The sequence below is a fragment of the Alkalihalobacillus phoenicis genome (assembly GCF_047302405.1).
Classification (GTDB): domain Bacteria; phylum Bacillota; class Bacilli; order Bacillales; family Bacillaceae_D; genus Alkalihalobacillus.
The window spans coordinates 2,557,817-2,577,120 of record NZ_CP154853.1; the positions used below are offsets into that span (position 1 = coordinate 2,557,817).

16 protein-coding genes are annotated in these 19,304 nt (G+C 37.0%); 2 read left to right on the top strand and 14 right to left on the bottom strand.

Translation table 11 applies throughout. The features are described from left to right. Positions 1-25: 25 nt before the first annotated feature. The 5 genes from AA0017_RS12280 to AA0017_RS12300 all read right to left on the bottom strand — a co-directional run bounded on the left by AA0017_RS12280 (position 26) and on the right by AA0017_RS12300 (position 8,159). A complete protein-coding gene (locus AA0017_RS12280; RefSeq protein WP_413374723.1) occupies positions 26-799 on the bottom strand; it encodes a YhfC family intramembrane metalloprotease in 774 nt (257 codons plus the stop codon). A gap of 253 nt (positions 800-1,052) precedes the next feature. Then, positions 1,053-3,806 (bottom strand): phosphoenolpyruvate carboxylase, encoded by a 2,754-nt coding sequence (ppc, locus tag AA0017_RS12285; RefSeq protein WP_413374725.1) that lies wholly within the window; start codon positions 3,804-3,806, stop codon positions 1,053-1,055. 416 nt (positions 3,807-4,222) lie between these two features. Then, complete coding sequence (locus AA0017_RS12290; RefSeq protein WP_413374727.1) at positions 4,223-4,888, bottom strand: TetR/AcrR family transcriptional regulator; 666 nt, start codon at positions 4,886-4,888, stop codon at positions 4,223-4,225. 933 nt (positions 4,889-5,821) lie between these two features. Next, complete coding sequence (locus tag AA0017_RS12295; RefSeq protein WP_413374729.1) at positions 5,822-6,712, bottom strand: GNAT family N-acetyltransferase; 891 nt, start codon at positions 6,710-6,712, stop codon at positions 5,822-5,824. Between the two features lie 157 nt (positions 6,713-6,869). After that, positions 6,870-8,159 (bottom strand): glycosyl hydrolase family 18 protein, encoded by a 1,290-nt coding sequence (locus AA0017_RS12300; protein WP_413374731.1) that lies wholly within the window; start codon positions 8,157-8,159, stop codon positions 6,870-6,872. 374 nt (positions 8,160-8,533) lie between these two features. On the opposite strand from AA0017_RS12300, the gene AA0017_RS12305 reads away from it, so the two are divergent. Further along, entirely contained in the window at positions 8,534-9,013 is a 480-nt protein-coding gene (locus tag AA0017_RS12305) for an NUDIX hydrolase (RefSeq protein ID WP_413374732.1), read from the top strand. Positions 9,014-9,065: 52 nt separating this feature from the next. On the opposite strand, the gene AA0017_RS12310 is transcribed toward AA0017_RS12305, so the two are convergent. The 3 genes from AA0017_RS12310 to AA0017_RS12320 all read right to left on the bottom strand — a co-directional run bounded on the left by AA0017_RS12310 (position 9,066) and on the right by AA0017_RS12320 (position 11,518). Continuing rightward, positions 9,066-10,037 (bottom strand): alpha/beta fold hydrolase, encoded by a 972-nt coding sequence (locus AA0017_RS12310; protein ID WP_413374734.1) that lies wholly within the window; start codon positions 10,035-10,037, stop codon positions 9,066-9,068. 13 nt (positions 10,038-10,050) lie between these two features. Then, on the bottom strand, positions 10,051-10,770 hold the full coding sequence (locus AA0017_RS12315) for a polymer-forming cytoskeletal protein (RefSeq protein WP_413374736.1): 720 nt from the start codon (positions 10,768-10,770) through the stop codon (positions 10,051-10,053). 127 nt (positions 10,771-10,897) lie between these two features. Beyond that, positions 10,898-11,518 carry a YhbD family protein gene (locus tag AA0017_RS12320; RefSeq protein ID WP_413374738.1) on the bottom strand — a complete coding sequence of 207 codons (621 nt, stop codon included), beginning with the start codon at positions 11,516-11,518 and terminating at the stop codon, positions 10,898-10,900. Positions 11,519-11,718: 200 nt separating this feature from the next. On the opposite strand from AA0017_RS12320, the gene AA0017_RS12325 reads away from it, so the two are divergent. Next, positions 11,719-12,939 (top strand): endonuclease Q family protein, encoded by a 1,221-nt coding sequence (locus AA0017_RS12325; RefSeq protein ID WP_413374739.1) that lies wholly within the window; start codon positions 11,719-11,721, stop codon positions 12,937-12,939. A gap of 158 nt (positions 12,940-13,097) precedes the next feature. Here the strand turns inward: AA0017_RS12325 and AA0017_RS12330 are convergent, their stop codons facing one another. The 6 genes from AA0017_RS12330 to AA0017_RS12355 form a co-directional block, all read right to left on the bottom strand. Continuing rightward, a complete protein-coding gene (locus AA0017_RS12330; RefSeq protein WP_413374741.1) occupies positions 13,098-14,819 on the bottom strand; it encodes a DEAD/DEAH box helicase in 1,722 nt (573 codons plus the stop codon). Between the two features lie 90 nt (positions 14,820-14,909). Then, positions 14,910-15,665: an AAA family ATPase gene (locus tag AA0017_RS12335; RefSeq protein ID WP_413374743.1), complete on the bottom strand. Its 756-nt coding sequence runs from the start codon at positions 15,663-15,665 to the stop codon at positions 14,910-14,912. A gap of 358 nt (positions 15,666-16,023) precedes the next feature. Beyond that, on the bottom strand, positions 16,024-16,839 hold the full coding sequence (locus AA0017_RS12340) for a TerC family protein (protein WP_413374745.1): 816 nt from the start codon (positions 16,837-16,839) through the stop codon (positions 16,024-16,026). A gap of 30 nt (positions 16,840-16,869) precedes the next feature. Further along, positions 16,870-17,139, bottom strand: a complete 270-nt coding sequence (locus AA0017_RS12345; RefSeq protein WP_413374747.1) for a YkvA family protein — start codon at positions 17,137-17,139, stop codon at positions 16,870-16,872. 317 nt (positions 17,140-17,456) lie between these two features. Further along, positions 17,457-17,987 (bottom strand): hypothetical protein, encoded by a 531-nt coding sequence (locus AA0017_RS12350; RefSeq protein ID WP_413374748.1) that lies wholly within the window; start codon positions 17,985-17,987, stop codon positions 17,457-17,459. Between the two features lie 8 nt (positions 17,988-17,995). Next, positions 17,996-19,117 carry an NAD(P)/FAD-dependent oxidoreductase gene (locus AA0017_RS12355; RefSeq protein WP_413374750.1) on the bottom strand — a complete coding sequence of 374 codons (1,122 nt, stop codon included), beginning with the start codon at positions 19,115-19,117 and terminating at the stop codon, positions 17,996-17,998. Between the last annotated feature and the right edge of the window lie 187 nt (positions 19,118-19,304).

Here is a 19,304-nt window from a genome sequence, read left to right on the forward strand (position 1 = left end):
TTATTTCGCACAAAAAAATTAAACTTTAAGTGTTTCCGTCTGCAAGACCAAATGTATCGACAAATATTTTTCTCGACTTTTTAATATACATAAAGGCAACTACGGCAAAAAGAGCTAGAATCGCTTCGACTACTATGACACTCGAAAGAACTTCCGCTTGATATAACATTCCTGGAATATTAAAAATAGAATGAGCCAAAATCGCATAAAGCAAGTACTTCTTAAGGCCTGTTTTAATGGCGTAAACGATTAATATCGATAATGCAATATGTAAGGTTATGGAAAAGAGCCTTTCTATGACTCCAAATACAATGAAACTATTGGAAACCTCCATTAACTGACTAATGATTAATGGATCCTCATAAATTCCCTCATTGATCATTACAGCAGCAGTTACCATACTAACACTTGTAAAACCAAGAATGAGAACGGCCTCAAAACTACCAAAACCAATTCCGAAACCTAGTCCATTACTCCAATCGCGATATTTTTTTAATAAGTACGTGAACATCACATAACGACCAAGCTCTGCAAATAATGCAGCCGTCACTGCTGCATAAGGTACAAAAATAAAGGTCTGATGCACAAATCTTTCCATAGGTTCACTCGCAAATACAATCATATGAAATATATTGACAAATAACTGTGAAAAAACAAAAAAAGTGAGCATCCCAATTAAAACAACCTTGATTGAGGCTTTAAATTTAAATTTAGCAACTAAAATAAGAATTAACGGTATAAGGACTGCCGAATAAACGGACATCGTTAATAGCCGTATCGTTCCCTCCCCAATAACCATAATTTATTCCATCCCCCTCGACTTCTTCTCTATTCAACTATGATACCAAAAATAAACTTCAAAAGTATAAATCTTCAGAAAAAATGTCTGATTTTGTTAGATTTCCCCGAAGAAATCTGGAACCGAAAAACGAGTCCAATGAACATTTTGTTCATTGGACTCGTTTTCTACTTTCTATCGCTAGTTATTTTCCAGACTAGTCTCAATTCCATTAATCGTTTATCAAACTAATCGTTATTTTTTGCTCAAAAAATCAACCTGTATTGACTAAACCAGCAGCGACGCCACTAATCGTTAATAGTACTTCTGTCATCAGTTCATCCTCAACATGTTCAGCTGAACGCATTTTTTGGATTAAGTCAACTTGTAAGAAGTTGAGCGGATCGACATAAGGGTTTCGGCGACGAACCGACTCTCGAATATTAGGTGCATGATCTAGCAGCTCGTTACTTCCAGTGATTTTTAATAAAACCTCTTTCGTCTTTTCGTATTCAGCTGAAATATCTGCATAAATTCGTGTCGCGATATCTTTGTCTTCCACAAGATTTAAATATTCCTTTGCTGTCGCTAAGTCGGCTTTCATAAGTGCCATTTGCAAATTATGAATTGTTGAATGGAAAAATGGCCACTTTTGATACATCGTTTGCAGCATCTCTAAATTTTTGGAACTTTGTTTGGCAAATGATGATAATCCTGTTCCAGCTGCATACCATGCTGGAATCATTTGACGTGATTGCGTCCAAGCGAACACCCAAGGAATCGCTCGTAAATCTTCAAATTTTGAACTGTTTTTACGTCGTGTCGGGCGTGAACCAATATTCAACTCACCAAGCTCTTTTAATGGTGTAGCTTGATTAAAATAGGTTAAAAAGTCTTTATCTTCAAACACAAGCGATTGATATTTTTTCAACGATTGTTTTGACATTTCTTCCATAGCAATTTCCCATTCTTTTTCGCGGAAATGGCCATGCTTTGATTTCTTATTAACTGTTGCCGTTGCTTCAATTAAAGCCGATGTTGCCTGCTCTAAGTTACGGAAGGCAATATCCTCCAATAAATACCTAGAAGAAAGCACCTCTCCTTGCTCCGTAATTTTCACGCCATCACCAAGCGTTTCGACCGGTTGAGAAACAATGCTGCGATTAAGCGGACCGCCTCCACGTCCTAAAGAACCACCACGACCGTGGAAAAACTTTAAGCGGATATTAAAATCGCGAGCCATCTCATGGATTTCTTGCTGGGCTTTAAAAAGCTTCCAATTTGCCGTAAGGGTTCCACCGTCTTTACTACCGTCTGAATATCCAAGCATAATTTCTTGATGGTCACCACGGACACTTAAATGATGACGATACAAATCTAAGTCAAATAAAGTCTTCATAATTTTCGGACCTGCAATCAAATCATCAATCGTCTCTAACAACGGGGCAACATGTAAGCCACTTTCGACTTTTCCATCAGCATGCAAACGGTAAATGCCGGCTTCTTTTGCTAGAACTAATACTTCTAACAAGTCACTTGACGATTGGGTCATACTAACTAAATATACTTCAATGGAACGGTTCCCGAACTCTAAATGTGCTCTTCTAATCATCTTAAACACGTTTAATACTTTTTGGGTTTCTTCCGAGTAATCCCCTTCAAATAAAGAAAGCGGACGTGGGTCATTCAGAACTTCTTTCAGTATACTCATTTTTTCCTCTTCAGAAAGCTCAGCATAATGATCACAGACCTTAACAGCTTTTAATAGTTCAGCTACGGCGGTTTGGTGCTCCCCACTATGATTACGAATATCTAATGTCGCTAAATGGAAGCCGAATAGCTGCACTTGGCGAATGATATTACGGATCGTTTTTAAACGTTTTTTGGAAGGTTGATGAAGCTCAACATGTTCTTTTATCATTGATAAATCGAATTCAAGTTGTTCCGAATTTTGATAACCAATTGAAGACTTCCCGACTTCACTAAGTCTTTTTAAGACAACAGCAAATTTCCGGCGGTAAACTTCGCCTTTTACGGTCCACTCTTCCCCTGCTTCTAAATAAAGACGCTCTTCTTCCTCTAATAGCTTTTCAAAAGAATCGCTCACTTCTACTCGAGTGCTCGATTGACTGAAGCGTTTCATTAAGTCAATAATCGCTGTACGATACTTTTTTAGTACGAGCTTTCTTTGTAATTTTAAAGTTTCCCATGTAATTTCAGGAGTCACATTTGGATTCCCATCTCTATCTCCACCAATCCATGAACCAAAATGGAGGAAGTTCGGCACGACTAACTCTTTGTTTGGAAAATATTCTTCCAGTTGAAGTTCAAGTTCTTGATGAATTTCTGGAATCGTATCAAATAATGTTTCATTAAAATAGTAAAGACCATTTTTCACTTCATCGATGACTGTTGGTTTACGGTGACGTAATTCATCCGTTTGCCATAAAGTCGCGACTTCATTATATAAACTTTCTTCTAAAACCATTCTATCTTTCTTTGAAACTAGAGGTGAATCTAGTTGATTCAAAATGGCTGATATTCTCTTTTGAATTTCTAAAACTGTTCGTTTTGTCGCTTCCGTTGGGTGTGCTGTAATAATGAGTTCAATCGACAAATTTTGCAATACATTGTTAATTTCGTCCGTAGTCAGTTCCAAATCTTTTAAAGTTTCAACTGATTTTTCTAATGAAAATGGTTGTAACCTCGCCCCATCCTGAAGCTGATACTGTCTTCTCCGACGAATACGATGATTTTGTTCTGCCATATTAACTAAATGAAAATAGACTGAGAACGCGCGAATGACTTGTTGGCGTGTCGGTGGCTTTAGATTCGTAATTTCCTCTTTTAACTTCAAGTATGTCTCGACATCATATTCTTGACGTAATTTCTTCGTCATTTCGCGAATGGACTCAACTTTGTTAAAAAGCTCTTCTCCACCATGATGGATTAATATTTCACCTAAAATGTTTCCTAACTTCTTCACATCATTTCGTAAGGATACGTTACTATCTGTAAGTTCGATCATTTACCCAACCTCCATTACTTCTCTCCAATCCCCTAATCACTATGTAGAACTTAAGGAATAATGAATTTTTATAATAGTACAAAAATTATTATTAGGCTATTCGTTTAAAACTCTAACAACCCTTTTTCCTTAATGATAAACATATTATGTGAGCAGGTAGGGACCGATATTATTTTTTTCCATACGATACTTTAACTATTTTTCTTTCTCTCTATTCGACCATTATAATAGATATTCGCTAATAACTCAAAGATCGACAAAAATAGCTGTAAGAAAAGACATTTTGGTCATCGCTGACTATATGGGATAATAAGCCTAATAATAACGTTTGAAGATGCCTACTCCCCATTATTCTTCAAACAAAAAATAGCTTCGTTCACCACTGACATTCCCTAGTAAGTAACGAAGCAATACCGTTATTTCTTGTTATATATACCATTTAATAAAAAGTCCAAATATGTCGTAATCGCTTCTTCTTGATTATCACTAAATGGTTGTAATCTTAAAACATAATGATTCATCACGAAGCCTAAAATACTAAAATAAAGTAAATCAACGACAGCTTGGTTATTGACAGGTCGAAAATATTCTTTCTCCATCTTATCTTCTAAAAAGGAACTAATCGCTTTCTTTGTAGGCTCACTAATAAAATGTTGAACCGCCTCACGAATTTCAGAATGATTGATGCTTTCTTTTATTAAAATATTCATCTCGACATCATATTTTTCAAAAGCTCTAATTCTTTCTAGAACAACATCTTTAATCAGTTCTTCTGGTAAAATATATTTGCTCTCATCAAATTGAGTCGGTTTTGATATATTAGCAATAACCGGAGCTAATAGTTGAAATAAGAGATTATTTTTTGATTTAAAATTACGAAAAATTGTAATTTCCGCTACTCCGGCTTGTTTAGCAATATCAATCGTAGAACTATTTTCATATCCTTTTGTTGAGAATAATTCAGTCGCTGCTTGAATAATTTTCAATTGGCTTTTAGAAAATTTCTTCTCTATATTAAGCCCATTTTTGAGCATTTCAACGGTATGTATTAACTCCTTCTTTTCATCTAATTCTTCCTTCACACGCTCACCTTCTTTAAAAATTTATAAGAAAAAGGACTTATTTACTATAATTCAATAAAATATAATCTTTTACATAGGTATATTAAATCATATTAATGCTAATTTTTGTGGCATTTTCAGTTCTTTTTTTAATCTGATAAAAAAAAGAGTGAATTCCTTTTAATTTTCCCCGAAATAAATAGAAGATATTCTATTTATTGTAAATTACTCAACTTTCGCAGCGTATGATTAACCCTTAACCGTTGATAGAGATTGACTTTAGGGCGATACAAGACTCAAATGGACTTTACATGAACGGTTCAATCGTTGACAGTCTGAACCCATCTCTTCGTAGGCTGTTGAAGGAAATTGTTCACTAAAATGAAGCGCTTCGGCTGTCGCTACCAAAACCATACTCCGCGTCCTGCAGGAACCTGGCGAGGCTTGATGATAGGGCTCTTTCCAAATCAGCTATTTCTAACGCAGAAGGACCTTCTTCTTCCCTTTGTTGGTTATGGAACTAAATAGGTCGTGGCCACCTATTTTTTTCCTAAGTCTGCCGTCATGAAAAGACAGGATTCCAATCGAAACCAGCTCGATCATCTAGCTAACGTACAGAGCATCCACACGGATTTGTTTACAACTGTAACGGAATGAGTCATGGAAGGAGAAAAATCATTCTCAAGCTCATGTACGTTGAAGTCATGACTATTTTTTATTCCATGAGAAAACCGAACCTAGATTCGATTCCATTATCTAGCGGACACACAAACACGGAGACTCCCGCAGGAATAAACCGTCCACAAGCGTGAAACGCTGAGGAGCTCATGAGGTTCTCGGCAAGGACGCGGAGTGTCTGTTTGGGAGCGACCGCCGGAGGGCATTGTACACTGTCTATTTTTTCTTGATGCGGAATTTGATTAAATCACTAAAGCATAAAAAAAAGCTATGGATTTAATCTCCAATAGCTTCTATATGTTCATTGATTTTTTTCAACTCATAACTAACCAGTTCATGCCGAATAGTGAATCCGATTGAACGATATAAATGAAAGGCATCCTTTTTATCCTCCGACACTACTAATGACAATTCGTTGACCTTTAGTTCTCCAAATAAAAAATCAACCGCTTCTTGTAATAACTTCCGTCCAATTCCTTGATTTCGATAAAACTTGTCCACTCCAATAAATTCAATAGTGCCCTCTCGAAAAGCAGGTGTTCCTTCTAAATAAACATAACCAACAACATGAGAATCACTCTTGTAAATAAATAACCGATTCGTTTCACTTAAACGTTCTAGAATTCCTGCTCCTGAATAATAGGCTTGCTTAAATGTCTGCTCGTGTAATTGAATAAATTCTGCTTTTTCATTATGATTATGGAGTTGAATATCTTGCCCCTTCCTTTGAATAGGCTGATGTTCTTTCTTCGTTTTTTTTAAGACATAATAATTTCCATTATAACTCCCGTTTAAATGTTCTGTAATAAACTCGATTAGTTGCCTATTATTTTTGTTAATAAAAAATTCAAAGTCCCAATTTTTTTTCGTTAATGGATGTTCTCGCCACAGAACATTTGCTATGTCTAACCAATTCTCATCACAAATAAATGGACCCCAAACCTCCGCACTTTTCGTCTCAACCTCATAATCAAATGCTAATATTCCAACGATTTCACCTTGATGATAAGCTAAATAAATTTCTTCTATTTGAAAATCTTCTTTTAAGACACTGTAAATTTCTTCAGGATCGGTTCCACAATATCCAATATGGTGATTGGCTAAAGCATTTATTTGTGCCATCATCTTGGCCACTTCTCTAAAGTCAGTTGCTTGCTGTATGATCATATTGAAATTCCTCTCTTTACAACGATTCTTGCTATCCTTTGATCAGCTCTCACATGATATTATCATCCTATTTTTTCCACTTCAGTTAGTATTATAAGACAAATTCGAAAGATTTAAAAGAAATAGAAAATGAAAAAAACACCGTGTAGGGTGTTTTTTAAACAACGACTTTATTGACAATAAAGTTCTCTTCAATAAGCAACCAGTTTTGCGGAAAGTCCCAACCTAATACCCAATAGAAAAATCCTCTCAAATTATACTCCTTCACCAAATCAAATTTAGCCTGAATACTTCTCGCATCCTCAAACCAAACTTCATGCAGCCTGCCTTCTTCGTCATAATAATAGAAATATGGAGACTGTGCCTGTTCATCATATAAAATTTCAGCATTATAATTGAGGGCAAGCTCAATCGCTTCCTGATGATCAATCGCTCTTGCCCTAGATTCTCCTTCAACAAATGGCAATGTCCAATCATAACCATAAAGCGGAATTCCCATCATAATTTTTTCACTCGGGATAACAGAAGCGGCATAATCAATCACACGTCTTACTTGATTAATCGGCGCGACAGCCATCGGTGGTCCACCAGTCCAGCCCCACTCATACGTCATCAGAAAAACAAAATCATTCACTTCTCCATGAAAAGCGTAATCATGCCCTTCATATAAAATCCCTTCCATGTCTCCTGATATTTGAGGAGCTAACGCACTAGAAAGCAAATAACCACGCTCATCCATTCTTGCTCGTGCTTTTAACAATAGTTCGTTATAAGCCTGGCGATTCTCTGCACCAACATACTCTAAATCTAGATCAAGACCTAAGTACCCTTTTTCATCCATAATTGCAACGGCTTCATCTAACATTCGGTTTTGCAGAGCGTCATCTTGTAACACGGTGGCAACTAAATCCGTATCAAAACCTCCTTCTTCTAAATTTGTGATCACTAATAATGGAGCGACATTGTGATTATAAGCTGCTTGAATAACAGCCGTATCATCTATTGGGGTTAACGAGCCATCCACATTAAGTTCATAACTGAAGATTTGCACATACGTTAAAAATTCACCTACTGCATTCACTTCGGCAGGAGACTCCTCACCCGTTATCTCTAAAGAAACATACGCCGCTACATCAGCCTCTCGCTTGACCAGTTCATATGTTGGAATATACAAACGATAACCAACAGGAAGATTTACCGTCTGTAATTGATTTACTGCCATTAAACGTTCCACAGGTATTTGATACCGCTGACTAATACTCCATAAAGATTCCCCCGGCTGAACCCAATGAAAACGCCCTTGAATCGGGATGACTAATGCTTGACCGACCGCTAATTGATCTGGAAATTCTAATTCATTCGCCGCCACAATAGCCTCATAATTTGTGCCATAGGCTTCGGCAATTCCCCATAAAGATTGCCCACTTCTTACAACATGAATTTGCAAGGATATACCCTCCTTTATTTAAAAAGCGAAGTCCGTTTGGTCAGAAGCGAGAATATCAAGGATCAACGCTAAGTTCGCGCCATCCTGCCGCAACGCCTTGTACCCACGTCCTGTGGGCAGGGGCGGCCTTTGAAGACGCTCTTTGTCTTCACTCAGACGAACCGATTTTTCTCGAGCTTCTAACGGACGTAGCTAGATTGATAATAAGTTCTTAAAGTCACAAAAACTATGACTAAACCCACTTTCAAAAGTTCCTTTACCATAAAAACCTATGCAAAGGCCTACAAAATGGTGACAATTTAAAAAATAGGAAAAAGCCTTGTTATAAAGAATAGAAGTACTTTAGAAGATTACATACGAAGGGAGTCATCAAGTTGAACATTCCAACACATATCGTCGCAGTAGGTGGAATTGTAGAAGATGAGAAAGGAAACATACTTTTAGTTAAAACCATTCATGGAGGATGGGTTTTCCCAGGAGGCCAAGTTGAAAGTGGTGAGAATCTAATAGAAGCTTTACAAAGAGAAGTTTTAGAAGAAAGTGGCATAAAAGTTTCTGTCTCTAACTTAGTTGGTGTATACTCCAATACAAAAATTCATAAAGGCTATGACGGAATCACAGATATTCCAACAAAACTCATAATGGATTTTATCTGCAAAGCAAGCGGAGGAGAACTATCTATATCAGAAGAAACTTCAGAAAGTCGTTGGATTCCTTGTAATCAAGTTTTAAATTATATAAAAGCCCCAGCGATTCGTACCCGATTTGAAGCTTATTTAAATGCAACCGGCGATGTAGTCTATTGTGAATACATTACTAGGCCTTTTGAAATAAAACTTGAAAGAAACATCTAGTTTGCCCTTAATTTCCCCTCATAAAAACCTCGTCTAAATCATTCAGGCGAGGTTAATTTACAAGTATTTCGTTTTTTAATATTTCCAAAAAATCAGCAGATTTCTCGACAAATGGGCTGTGGGCACAATCCGTAAACTTATATAACTTTTTAGCTGGAGCCTCAATCGAATCAAAGAACCAACTAGCTTCATTAAAAGTAGTTTGATAATCGTGTTCACCATGGATAATGTATATAGGTATATCAAAATGACCTGTCGCTTTTACTGCATCAAATTTCCCCATAACCTCACTTACCGCTTGATATGTCGTAAACAAGCCTTTAGGAAAATTAATCCTCTCTTTAATGGAATATTGCTTGCATTTAAAAACCTCTAAGATTCCTTTTAGTAACGAATAGTTGTTACGTTTCATTCCGCCACCATATTTAATTAAATAACGTGATAAAAGTTTTCCATAGGCTTCATTTTTATAATAATCTTCATCGATGGTAACAGAACGAATCTGCTTTTCCGCTTTATTATCCCTTTTTGCTAATGCTGTACTTAACAAAAACTGATACGTTTCTCTATTTGATTCCAGCATTCTCCCTACCTGTCCTGAGCCAATATAAGCATGGTAATGTTCAGGAAATCGATAAGCAGTCAAACTCCCTATAATACTGCCCCAAGAATGTCCGAATAAATAGATTTTTTCTTGAGCAAACCTCTTTTTCAAATATTTAGTTACTTCTATTGTGTCTGAAATATAACGCTCCATTTCCAGTTCACCTTGTGTCTTGGCATTATATGACATTCCTGCCCCACGTTGATCCCAATAACAAATCGTCGCACATTGACTCCACTCTAGATTAGATGATTTAATCATTGGATATTGTGGGAACCCTGGACCACCATGTAAGAATAGAATAACAGGCTTTGTTCTATCTGTTCCCTCAATGATTAAGCCGAGCTTATGACCATCAACAGTTAAATACTCTTTTTCGAAAAATAGTTTTTGATCCCTCAGAAAAATTCCCCTTTCCAAATTGAACTAAAAGCTAAACCTTCCTCTTCTCCTTCACTAGTGCATCCTCATGAATAGATACATCCGCTTTATATTCAACCAGATCAATTATACATCCAGGGCCAATTTTCACCTTATTTCCACGAACCACTTTTGCTTTTGTATACTCTATATGAATCGCATCTCCTTCGATCATTTCAGCGATCAATTCCTTCGTTAGTGGTTTAAAGAACCTATCCAAGAACCCACTTAAACTTCCGATTTTTTGAACCGTAATCGACTCCCCACCAATTTCTTTTGCATACGAGCGCCCATTCAATTCCACTTCAATTTTATCTGCACTTAATAAACCTTCAATTTTAAAGCTACCATCTAACTTAGCATACTCAACTTCACAATCTCCCTCCACCTTCACGTTCCCTTTTAAATATAAGTGTTCTCCTGTTGTATCACCAACAACTCTCGCAGAACCATTAATTTTAAATTCACGATGATAGACATTCCCTTCAATAACAGAACTCCCATTCACCTTAATCATGTCTTTGCTGTGTACATCCCCGACAACCTTTGTGCTACCATTGATAACCATCTTCTCACTGTGAATGGCTCCTTCTACTTTACTTGACCCACTACAGATAAAATCAACACACTTAATATCCCCATTCACGCGTCCACTTCCACTGATTCTAACTGCATTGTACTCTCCTCCACTTGTACTCCCACTACCTGAAATCACCAAATCTTCTCTTTCCATCACGAACACTCCCCTTTTATTAATATTTAGACATAAAATTTCTAATATTTTCTCATCCCATTGTTAAAAAAAATCTTACTTTCCTTCAATCGTCACAGTCTCTGCTCTATTTATTAGACAAATCAAGTTAGTCAAATACTAAATTATTTAACTTCTCCTTCATATCCTGTAAACGAATTCGCACAGCTATCCTAACTGACTCTTCTACATAAATTTGATCAGTTTCTATTACTAATACAAAGGTTACACCCATTTTCCTCATAATTAAAAGCTCAAGGTTACTTTGAGACACTAAATTATGCTTTTTTAAAAGCTTAATTATCTGTTTTCCTTCCTCTAAATTTATTTCACCACTTTTTAATGCCTCATCTAATACATAAAGCTGTACAAGTTGTGAGAAATCCAACACATCTAATTCACCGAGTGTAGATTCATATAAATTAAGTACATAATCCGTAACAATGTTACGTTCCATTGCAGCTTTTTTAGTAATAGAAACATCATTTGTTGCTTTTGTTAGTTTATCAGCGAGTTGATCTAATGATAAGCCATCCTTCAGATGAATTATTTTATCAATTCGCTCAAGGATTTTCATTTTTGGAAAAAATGTTTCTTGCCCTGTAAAAGCTGATTTCCGTATAAACCACTCTTCAGGAATTAAGTTTTTTCGCTTCCATCGATAAAGCTGACCATAAGATATGCCAGTTACTTTTAACAAATCTTTTTTAGAAATTAATTCATCATCCATTCGTTATCGCCTCTCACTTTTTTATCCTAACAACAATGTAACATAACATTGTTACGCAGTAAAGTTTATTAATAGAAAAGATTAAGCCTTTTTAGTAAAGTCATTATGATCTATATGAAGTTGTTTAATTCAATTTGACAACAGTACAATGTTCATGAATAATCATTAACAAAACTTGACGATTTAATAAAGGAGAAAAAATGAAGACGATTTTTGCTGATTTACATATCCATATTGGTCGCACAGAATCAGGTCGACCTGTGAAAATAACAGGCTCAAAATCCTTAACCATTGATCGTATTCTATATGAAGCAAGCGAAGAAAAAGGAATCGATATGATTGGTGTTATTGATTGTCATGTCCCAGAAGTACTCCAAACATTAGAAAAAAGAGTCCAACAAGGGACTTGTATAGAACACCCTGGTGGAGGCATAGTTTTTAATCAGACGTCCTTATTATTAGGTTCAGAACTTGAAATCTATGATGAGAATTGTGAAGGGCCTATTCATGTTTTAGCTTTTCTACCCACACTAGAAAAGATGTGGTTATTTTCAGAGTGGCTTTCTACTCGCATGAAAAACCGTACCTTAAGTTCACAGCGAATTTATGAAACGGGAGCCAACCTTCAAGAGAAAGTCAAAGAGCTCGGTGGACTTTTTATCCCTGCTCATATTTTCACACCGTTTAAAAGCCTTTACGGCAGTGGAGTTCAACGTTCACTGACAGAAGTATTTGAACCAAATTTAATTGATGCGGTCGAGCTTGGCTTAAGTTCAGACACTAGTATGGCTGATGAAATAAGTGAGTTACATCCCTATCCTTTTGTCACAAATTCTGACGCCCATTCCCTTGCTAAAATTGGAAGAGAGTATCAAAAACTTGCTGTTAAAGAAGCAAGTTTTGACGAATTCACTCTCGCTTTAAAACAGCAGCACGGTCGGGGAATCGTTGCCAATTACGGTTTAAACCCACGATTAGGAAAATATCATGTAACGGTGTGTGAAAAATGTTTATCAAAAAAAATAAACGATGAGGCAACATGTTTGCAATGTGACCATCACCGCTTTACAAAAGGAGTTAGTAATCGATTATTAGAACTTAAAGATACTCATAAAAATTTCTCTACTCGCCCACCATATATTCACCAAGTTCCATTAGAATATTTGCCTGGACTTGGACCGAAAACATTAGAAAGATTAAAAAATCACTTTGGCACAGAGATGAACATTCTCCATGAGGTTCAGCCACCTATGCTTGAAGAGATTGTGCCGAAAAAGATCGTCGATATGATTATCGCGGCACGTCACGGTACATTAAACTTAAAAGAAGGTGGCGGCGGGGTTTACGGGAAAGTGCTTGGAGAATTAGTCATTACAAGTAATCAAATACAAACTAGCAACTCAAAAACGTCTCCAATTTAGTAAGAGGGGCGTTTTTTGTGCTTAGACGAAGGTTCTACACACTTGCACCGGCCAAATCTCTATTGAACCATCCGAAAAAGCTATCTAAAAAAAGCCTGCATTAGTGATCATAAAAATCTCTAACAACAAGCTTTTTTTTCGTGTTAATAAAATCTCCACTACTGCTGTACAACCTCTTGTTCCCAAAATCCTTGAAACCTTGCGTATGCAAGTGGTTTTCCTAATCTTAATAAGTTATCGGCAAAATCAATGATTGTACATGTTTCAGTCCCTCCGAATTTCGGACCTCGCAATCCTCTGCCAACAATTTGTTCATATAAAATGATACTCGTAGTCGGTCGACAAATAACAATATAATCGGTTTTGGGGGCGTCAAAGCCAGTCGTTAATACGCCATAGTTGAACAAAAATTGAATCTGTCCTCTTTTAAAGGCATCAATATAAATTCGCCTTGCTGATTTCGGTGTTTCCCCGGAAATGGCTGCTGAACGATAACCCATTGCATTCATTGTCGAGGATAATTGTTCCGCATGATCGACTGTGCACGTATAAACAATCGTACTCGAACCATTTGGAATCTTAAATAATTGCGTTAAGATTTGTTCATTTCGTTGCACATCGTTTGCGAGTGTACTTAACAGCTCCGCACTAATTAACTCAGCATCAGCCTGGACTTTTTGCTCATCGACTTCATAAGCTCTTCCTGATTGATAAATGACATGCTTAGGTTTGGCCAAATAACCACGTTCTCGAAAATAAGCTAACGGATTTTCTTTTTCACTTCTCCCGGTCTTAGGTTGAATTAAATAAGCTTCAAATTTATTAACCAAATTCATCGTTTGCTCATCATTTCTTCCTGGAGTGGCCGTTAATCCGCAAATGGGAAAAAGCTTTGGCCCAGCTAGTTCTTCTGCTTTTTCTAACAACAGGCTGTACATCGGAGCCACGGCATGGTGTGCTTCATCAATAATCATGGCCCCGCAATGGCGGAGAATCTCTTGTAAAACAGGATCATCTGCTTTCGCCCGGTAATAAAGCTGTTGAATACTTGCAATAACAGCCCCACCTCGTAATTGCTCATCTCTTACTTTATTTCCTGCAAAATAACGATAAATTCGTAACGGCTCTGGATATTCTTTTTCCTGCCACATATCGGCAATACAGGCGATTGCTTGTTCACATAACTCTTCACTTTGAGCAATCCAAATTAAATACTTTCCATCAGCAAAACCTTCACGCATCCACTCGATATAGCTTTCCACTGCAACCCTTGTTTTCCCTGTACCTGTTGGCATCGTTACGACACAACGGGTATGTTCTCCTTCTAGCCTTAACACTCGTAGCATATCCTCTTTTATGGTTGCTTGAAAATCAACAAGTGGTGGCACCATTTTTCGTGGCTCAATATCTAAAATGGGTTCCTTTTCAAAGCTTCTCTCTGACGCCATTCCTGCATAAGCAAGTGGAAACCCTAACGTTCTAACGAAATCCTTAGGCCATTTCCCACCTATCAGCCATTTTTTCTTTACTAATGGTGTAATCATATATTTAGACGCAGTAATCGCTTTTTTTGAATCTGGATTACGTTGATATAACTGGATAAGTTCTTTCTCGTCTAGACTTTTCAGTAAATAAGTTCTTAAATCCCTCACATTAAGATCACTACCGGCAAATAGCATTTCACCTTTTTCTCGAACAACCATCTCAATCAATTTTAACTCAGTTAATTTAATGCCGCTCATTCTAAAAACCATTTGCTCGATTTGTTTTGCCTGTTCTGTTCCAATTAAACGAATAATTAATCGTGTCGGCACTTGATACTTTTTTGTTAAAAGCTCCACGCATTTTTGGATGTCTCTCTCTGTCGCACTATTCATCATTTTCTCCAACTCCACTTACTATAAAAAAATCAATATTACTAGTCTATAGCTTTAAAAGGAGTATTAGCAACTGAAATGTTTCTTTTGGCATTAATTAAATAAATGATGTAAGAGACGATCCTTATCCGTAAAAAATTGGTTCATGATTTGATAATGCTCGGTTTGCTCTAACTCCACTTTTTCGATCACATCGTTGCCAAGTTGGCAAAGAGAAGCATTCGGATAGGCCATTAAAAGAGGCGAGTGAGTTGAAATAATAAATTGTGAACCATCTTGTACGAGATCATGAATTCTTGCTAATAAAGAAAGTTGCCTAACTGGTGAAAGAGCTGCTTCCGGTTCATCCAATATGTATAAACCTTTACCGTGAAACCTATTCATAAAAGCGGCAAAAAAAGATTCGCCATGTGATTGTTCATGCAACGATTTCCCACCAAAGGAATCAATGATTCGACCTCCGCCACCTGGCTCACGATCTAACTCCTCAATATTAGAAGCGACATTATAAAAGGTCTCCGCTCGAAAGAAAAAACCATCTTTTGGTCGCAACACTCCTTTACTTAAACGGATATACCGATCTAATTTTGAATGACTATCAAAGTTAGAAAAACGAAAATTTAACGTACCGCCCTCTGGATTAAAACCGTATGCAATAGCAATTGCCTCTAAGATTGTCGATTTCCCCATCCCGTTTTCCCCGATAATGTACGTGACATTCGGATGAAAGGAAAGTTCTTCAAAGTGCTGTAACGAAGGCAGCGTGAAAGGAAACTCAGCAAACGAAGGAACCCGTTCTTTAATAAGTTCCATCTTTTTTACATATTGGTTTTGAGAATGAAGCAACATTCTATTTCCCTCCTTATTTATAAAGCGAAGCCTGTTCGCTCAGAAGCGAGAAAAAATTAGGGTCGGCTGATGAAGACGCTCTTTGTCTTCACTCAAACGAACCGATTTTTCTCGAGCTTCTAACAGGCGTAGCTAGACTTAATAAGCAAAATATCATACATTAATCGTACCATATTATGGTGCTTCTCTTCATTTTACATACTCACACAGGTCAAACATTATGGACAACGTTTCGCTCCGCCAAATTACAATCTACCACGGCCAAATCAAAACACAAACCTCCCTCCACAGAATCCCCAAAAACCCGAAAGCCATCTCTGACTTACGGGTTCTCCATTATCTTTCTTCATATATTAACTTAGAGTTCTTTTTCTTTGACTTGATTCTCTTCCTCTAAGACTTCTTCAACTTCCTCTTCAGCTTTCGGATTTTTACTAGATAGGAACCATCCACCTACAGCAATCGCTACAAGGACACCGTAGAAGAATAACTTCCATCCAGTCGAGTGGGCAAATCCATATGGAATCACAGCTAAATCTTCATGTGACAAGGTTAAAATGACTAATTTTACCCCGACCCAACCAACAATCATAAACGCCGCGATTTCTAAACCAGGACGTGAATGCAAAAGTTTAACAAACCATGTCGCGGCAAATCGCATGATCACAACCCCGATTAACCCACCTGTTAAGATGACTAAAAATTGCCCTCCATCCATTCCACCAATCGGCGGTAACCCTGATGGTGGAAGAGCAATTGCTAAAGCAACAGCCGCTAAAATCGAATCAACTGCAAAAGCAATGTCGGCAATTTCAACCTTTAATACAGTCATCCAAAATCCAGATTTCTTTTTCGGCTTTTTCGTTTCATCTTCCGGTCGTTTTCTAAAGACCCATTTTCTTATGATATGATTTAATGCAATAAATAATAAGTATAACCCACCAATCGCTTGGACTTGCCAAACGTCAACGAGGAACGAAATCACAAATAACGAACCAAAACGGAAAACAAAAGCCCCAGCCAAACCATAAAACAACGCTCGTTTCCGTTCCTTTTCAGGTAAATGTTTCACCATAATCGCTAAAACCAAAGCATTATCTGCAGCCAAAATCCCTTCTAATAAAATGAGTAATAATAATACCCAACCATATTCGAACAATAACGATATTTCCACTATTTATTAAACTCCTCTCAAGTTGCACATCTAATTTCTTCTCTTTTTATCATGTGCTTTCGTGATTCTAATCATTCTATCAAGTAAAAAACCGACAACTAACACATCATCAACAAACCCAAGGCCAATGATAAAATCAGGGATTAAATCATACGGTAACAATAAGTAACCAAATAGTGCCCCCGTATATAAAAGCTTTGTTGATAATTTAATTTCTTTTATCCGATAAAAACGGAACAATTTTGGAATGGAACGCCAAAACGTTAATAAAAATGCCGCCCTTCGAAAAAACAGTTTCATCTATTATCATCCTTTATTCGTTTTTTAATAAACCCTCCCTTGATAACTAAAAAAACCTTCACCACGTGGCAAAGGTTTAAAAAACAATAGAAAAAGACCTTTACCACAATCGAGTAAAGGTCTTGCTAACAACATAACAAAATGTCGCCAACAAAGCCGAGAGCATTTGCTCCGTAATGACGACTTTGCTGTTAAAGCTACTCCCCTTTAGGAGGTTTATTCAGCTAATTAATATCATTACTGTAAGCCTAATTGCCTAACTTGTCAATTCATTTTTAGAAAAAACGATGAAGAAACTGGGTAAACGCCTATTCCTATCAGGTATTTTCATTGATAACTTTTTCTAACTTTTGCAAAGTAAGCAAAATATGATCAACTAGTCCAGGAATATCATTCATTTGCTCTTCATTAATCAACCGTTTAAAAAAGACTTCAACCCGATTCTGAATAACTTTTGGTTGTTTTTTATATAAATAAGAAAGCTGTTGGTTGAGCTGTATTCCATGCCCCCATATTTTTTGTAGCTCTTTTTCAATCAGGAAACACTGTGATTCAACATCAACTAGCTCCACAAAAAACTGTAGAATTAATTGGCAACCTGGGTCAGAGCCTTCCGCTTCCAAAATCTCCAGCGCTAATTGATTCAAATCCGCTTTAAGAAGTAGTTCAGCCGTGACCTCCTTCTCTTCTGTTAATTGAAACGCTAGCGAAAACTCTCTCGCCATCGTTGCCATTTCCAACACATCGCGGCGATTAATAATCTTTATTTCTCCATCTAAATTATCTAAATCATATAAGTAATTCTCAAATCCGATTTTTAAATTATCAAAAACGGTTGGATCAAACATACTCTCACCTACTCTTGAATCGCTGTCTCCAGCTTGTAATTTTCTAAGTCAATTTCTAATCGTTCTTCTAAAGCTAATTTAGCTAATTCCTTACCAAGATAAGGTCCAACCGTTAAACCACTTGAGCCAAGTCCATTCGCAACTAACACATTTTTATGTTTCTTTAAACGGCCGATAACAGGTAAAAAATTCGGTACGACTGGTCTAAACCCTACCTTCGTTTCCACTAATGTTGCCCCCTGTAAATTCGGTGCAACTTCAAATGCCTTTGTTAAAATTTCATGAATTGCTCCTGCTGTTGGTCGTTTATCAAACCCTTTCTCATCCTCATGTGTTGTCCCAATGACTAACCTACCTTTTTCAAAAGCCAATAAATACAAGGTCGATGGAGCCATCACTACAGGCCATTCATTTGTTTTTTCATCTTGTTGCACTAATTCTAAAATTTGAGCTTTTTGAGGTTTGACTTGAAAATGAACACCTAGTGGTAATAAAATTTCTTGACCCCAAGCACCGGTTGTGACGATGAGTTCATCCGCTTTTATCACTTTACTGTTCACACAAACGCCCGCAACTTGTCCATCTTCCATAAACAATTTTGCGTCGCCTTCCATCATGTTTGCCCCCATCTTGAGTGCGGCACGGATTAAAGCTGAACAAATTTTATATCCATCAACTCGTGCTCCACCAGTTGCAAAAGCAGCAAATATGGGCTCTGTTAAAAGTGGAAACCGTTTCACTATTTCATCTTGGTTAAACTTTTTTATTTCACCGATTTCGGGAGCATCCACTTTCCGTTCCTTTGCAATCGATAATAATTTATCGATTCTCTTTTCTTCCGGATGAACATTTAATACGCCTACTTGTTGATAGCCAGTGTCTGTTTCACCTAGTTCTTCTAATTGTCTGATTAAATTTGGGTAATAAGCCGCCCCATTTTTAGCAAGTTTATACCATGCTTTATTTCGCCGTTGCGAAAGCCAAGGACTGACAATTCCTGCTGCGACATTCGTTGCTTTCCCTTGATCATTTCGATCAATGATCGTCACATTCTCTCCTTTTTTTGCTAAATGGTAAGCCGTCGAAGCCCCCAGAATCCCTGCCCCAATAATGACATAATGCTTCTTCATTTCCTACACACCTTTCTCTTCACTATTATTATAGTTGTGAAGCGTTTATAAACAAAGGTCAAACAAGTAATTGATTAACATTGGTCAAAAATTTAAGCAAAACACTTGAAAGTCAGAAAAGGTCAAAGTATAATAAATCCAACAAAGGTCAAAGATAGTCAAAGTCAATTTTTTAACTAACATTGTT

Excerpts from the sequence above, each read along its gene's own strand:
- AA0017_RS12350 (WP_413374748.1), bottom strand. The coding sequence starts at position 17,987 with ATGTTTGATCCAACCGTTTTTGATAATTTAAAAATCGGATTTGAGAAT.
- AA0017_RS12330 (WP_413374741.1), bottom strand. The coding sequence starts at position 14,819 with ATGATGAATAGTGCGACAGAGAGAGACATCCAAAAATGCGTGGAGCTT.
- AA0017_RS12280 (WP_413374723.1), bottom strand. The coding sequence starts at position 799 with ATGGTTATTGGGGAGGGAACGATACGGCTATTAACGATGTCCGTTTAT.
- AA0017_RS12345 (WP_413374747.1), bottom strand. The coding sequence starts at position 17,139 with ATGAAACTGTTTTTTCGAAGGGCGGCATTTTTATTAACGTTTTGGCGT.
- AA0017_RS12315 (WP_413374736.1), bottom strand. The coding sequence starts at position 10,770 with ATGGAAAGAGAAGATTTGGTGATTTCAGGTAGTGGGAGTACAAGTGGA.
- AA0017_RS12325 (WP_413374739.1), top strand. The coding sequence starts at position 11,719 with ATGAAGACGATTTTTGCTGATTTACATATCCATATTGGTCGCACAGAA.
- ppc (WP_413374725.1), bottom strand. The coding sequence starts at position 3,806 with ATGATCGAACTTACAGATAGTAACGTATCCTTACGAAATGATGTGAAG.
- AA0017_RS12335 (WP_413374743.1), bottom strand. The coding sequence starts at position 15,665 with ATGTTGCTTCATTCTCAAAACCAATATGTAAAAAAGATGGAACTTATT.
- AA0017_RS12320 (WP_413374738.1), bottom strand. The coding sequence starts at position 11,518 with ATGGATGATGAATTAATTTCTAAAAAAGATTTGTTAAAAGTAACTGGC.
- AA0017_RS12355 (WP_413374750.1), bottom strand. The coding sequence starts at position 19,117 with ATGAAGAAGCATTATGTCATTATTGGGGCAGGGATTCTGGGGGCTTCG.
- AA0017_RS12295 (WP_413374729.1), bottom strand. The coding sequence starts at position 6,712 with ATGATCATACAGCAAGCAACTGACTTTAGAGAAGTGGCCAAGATGATG.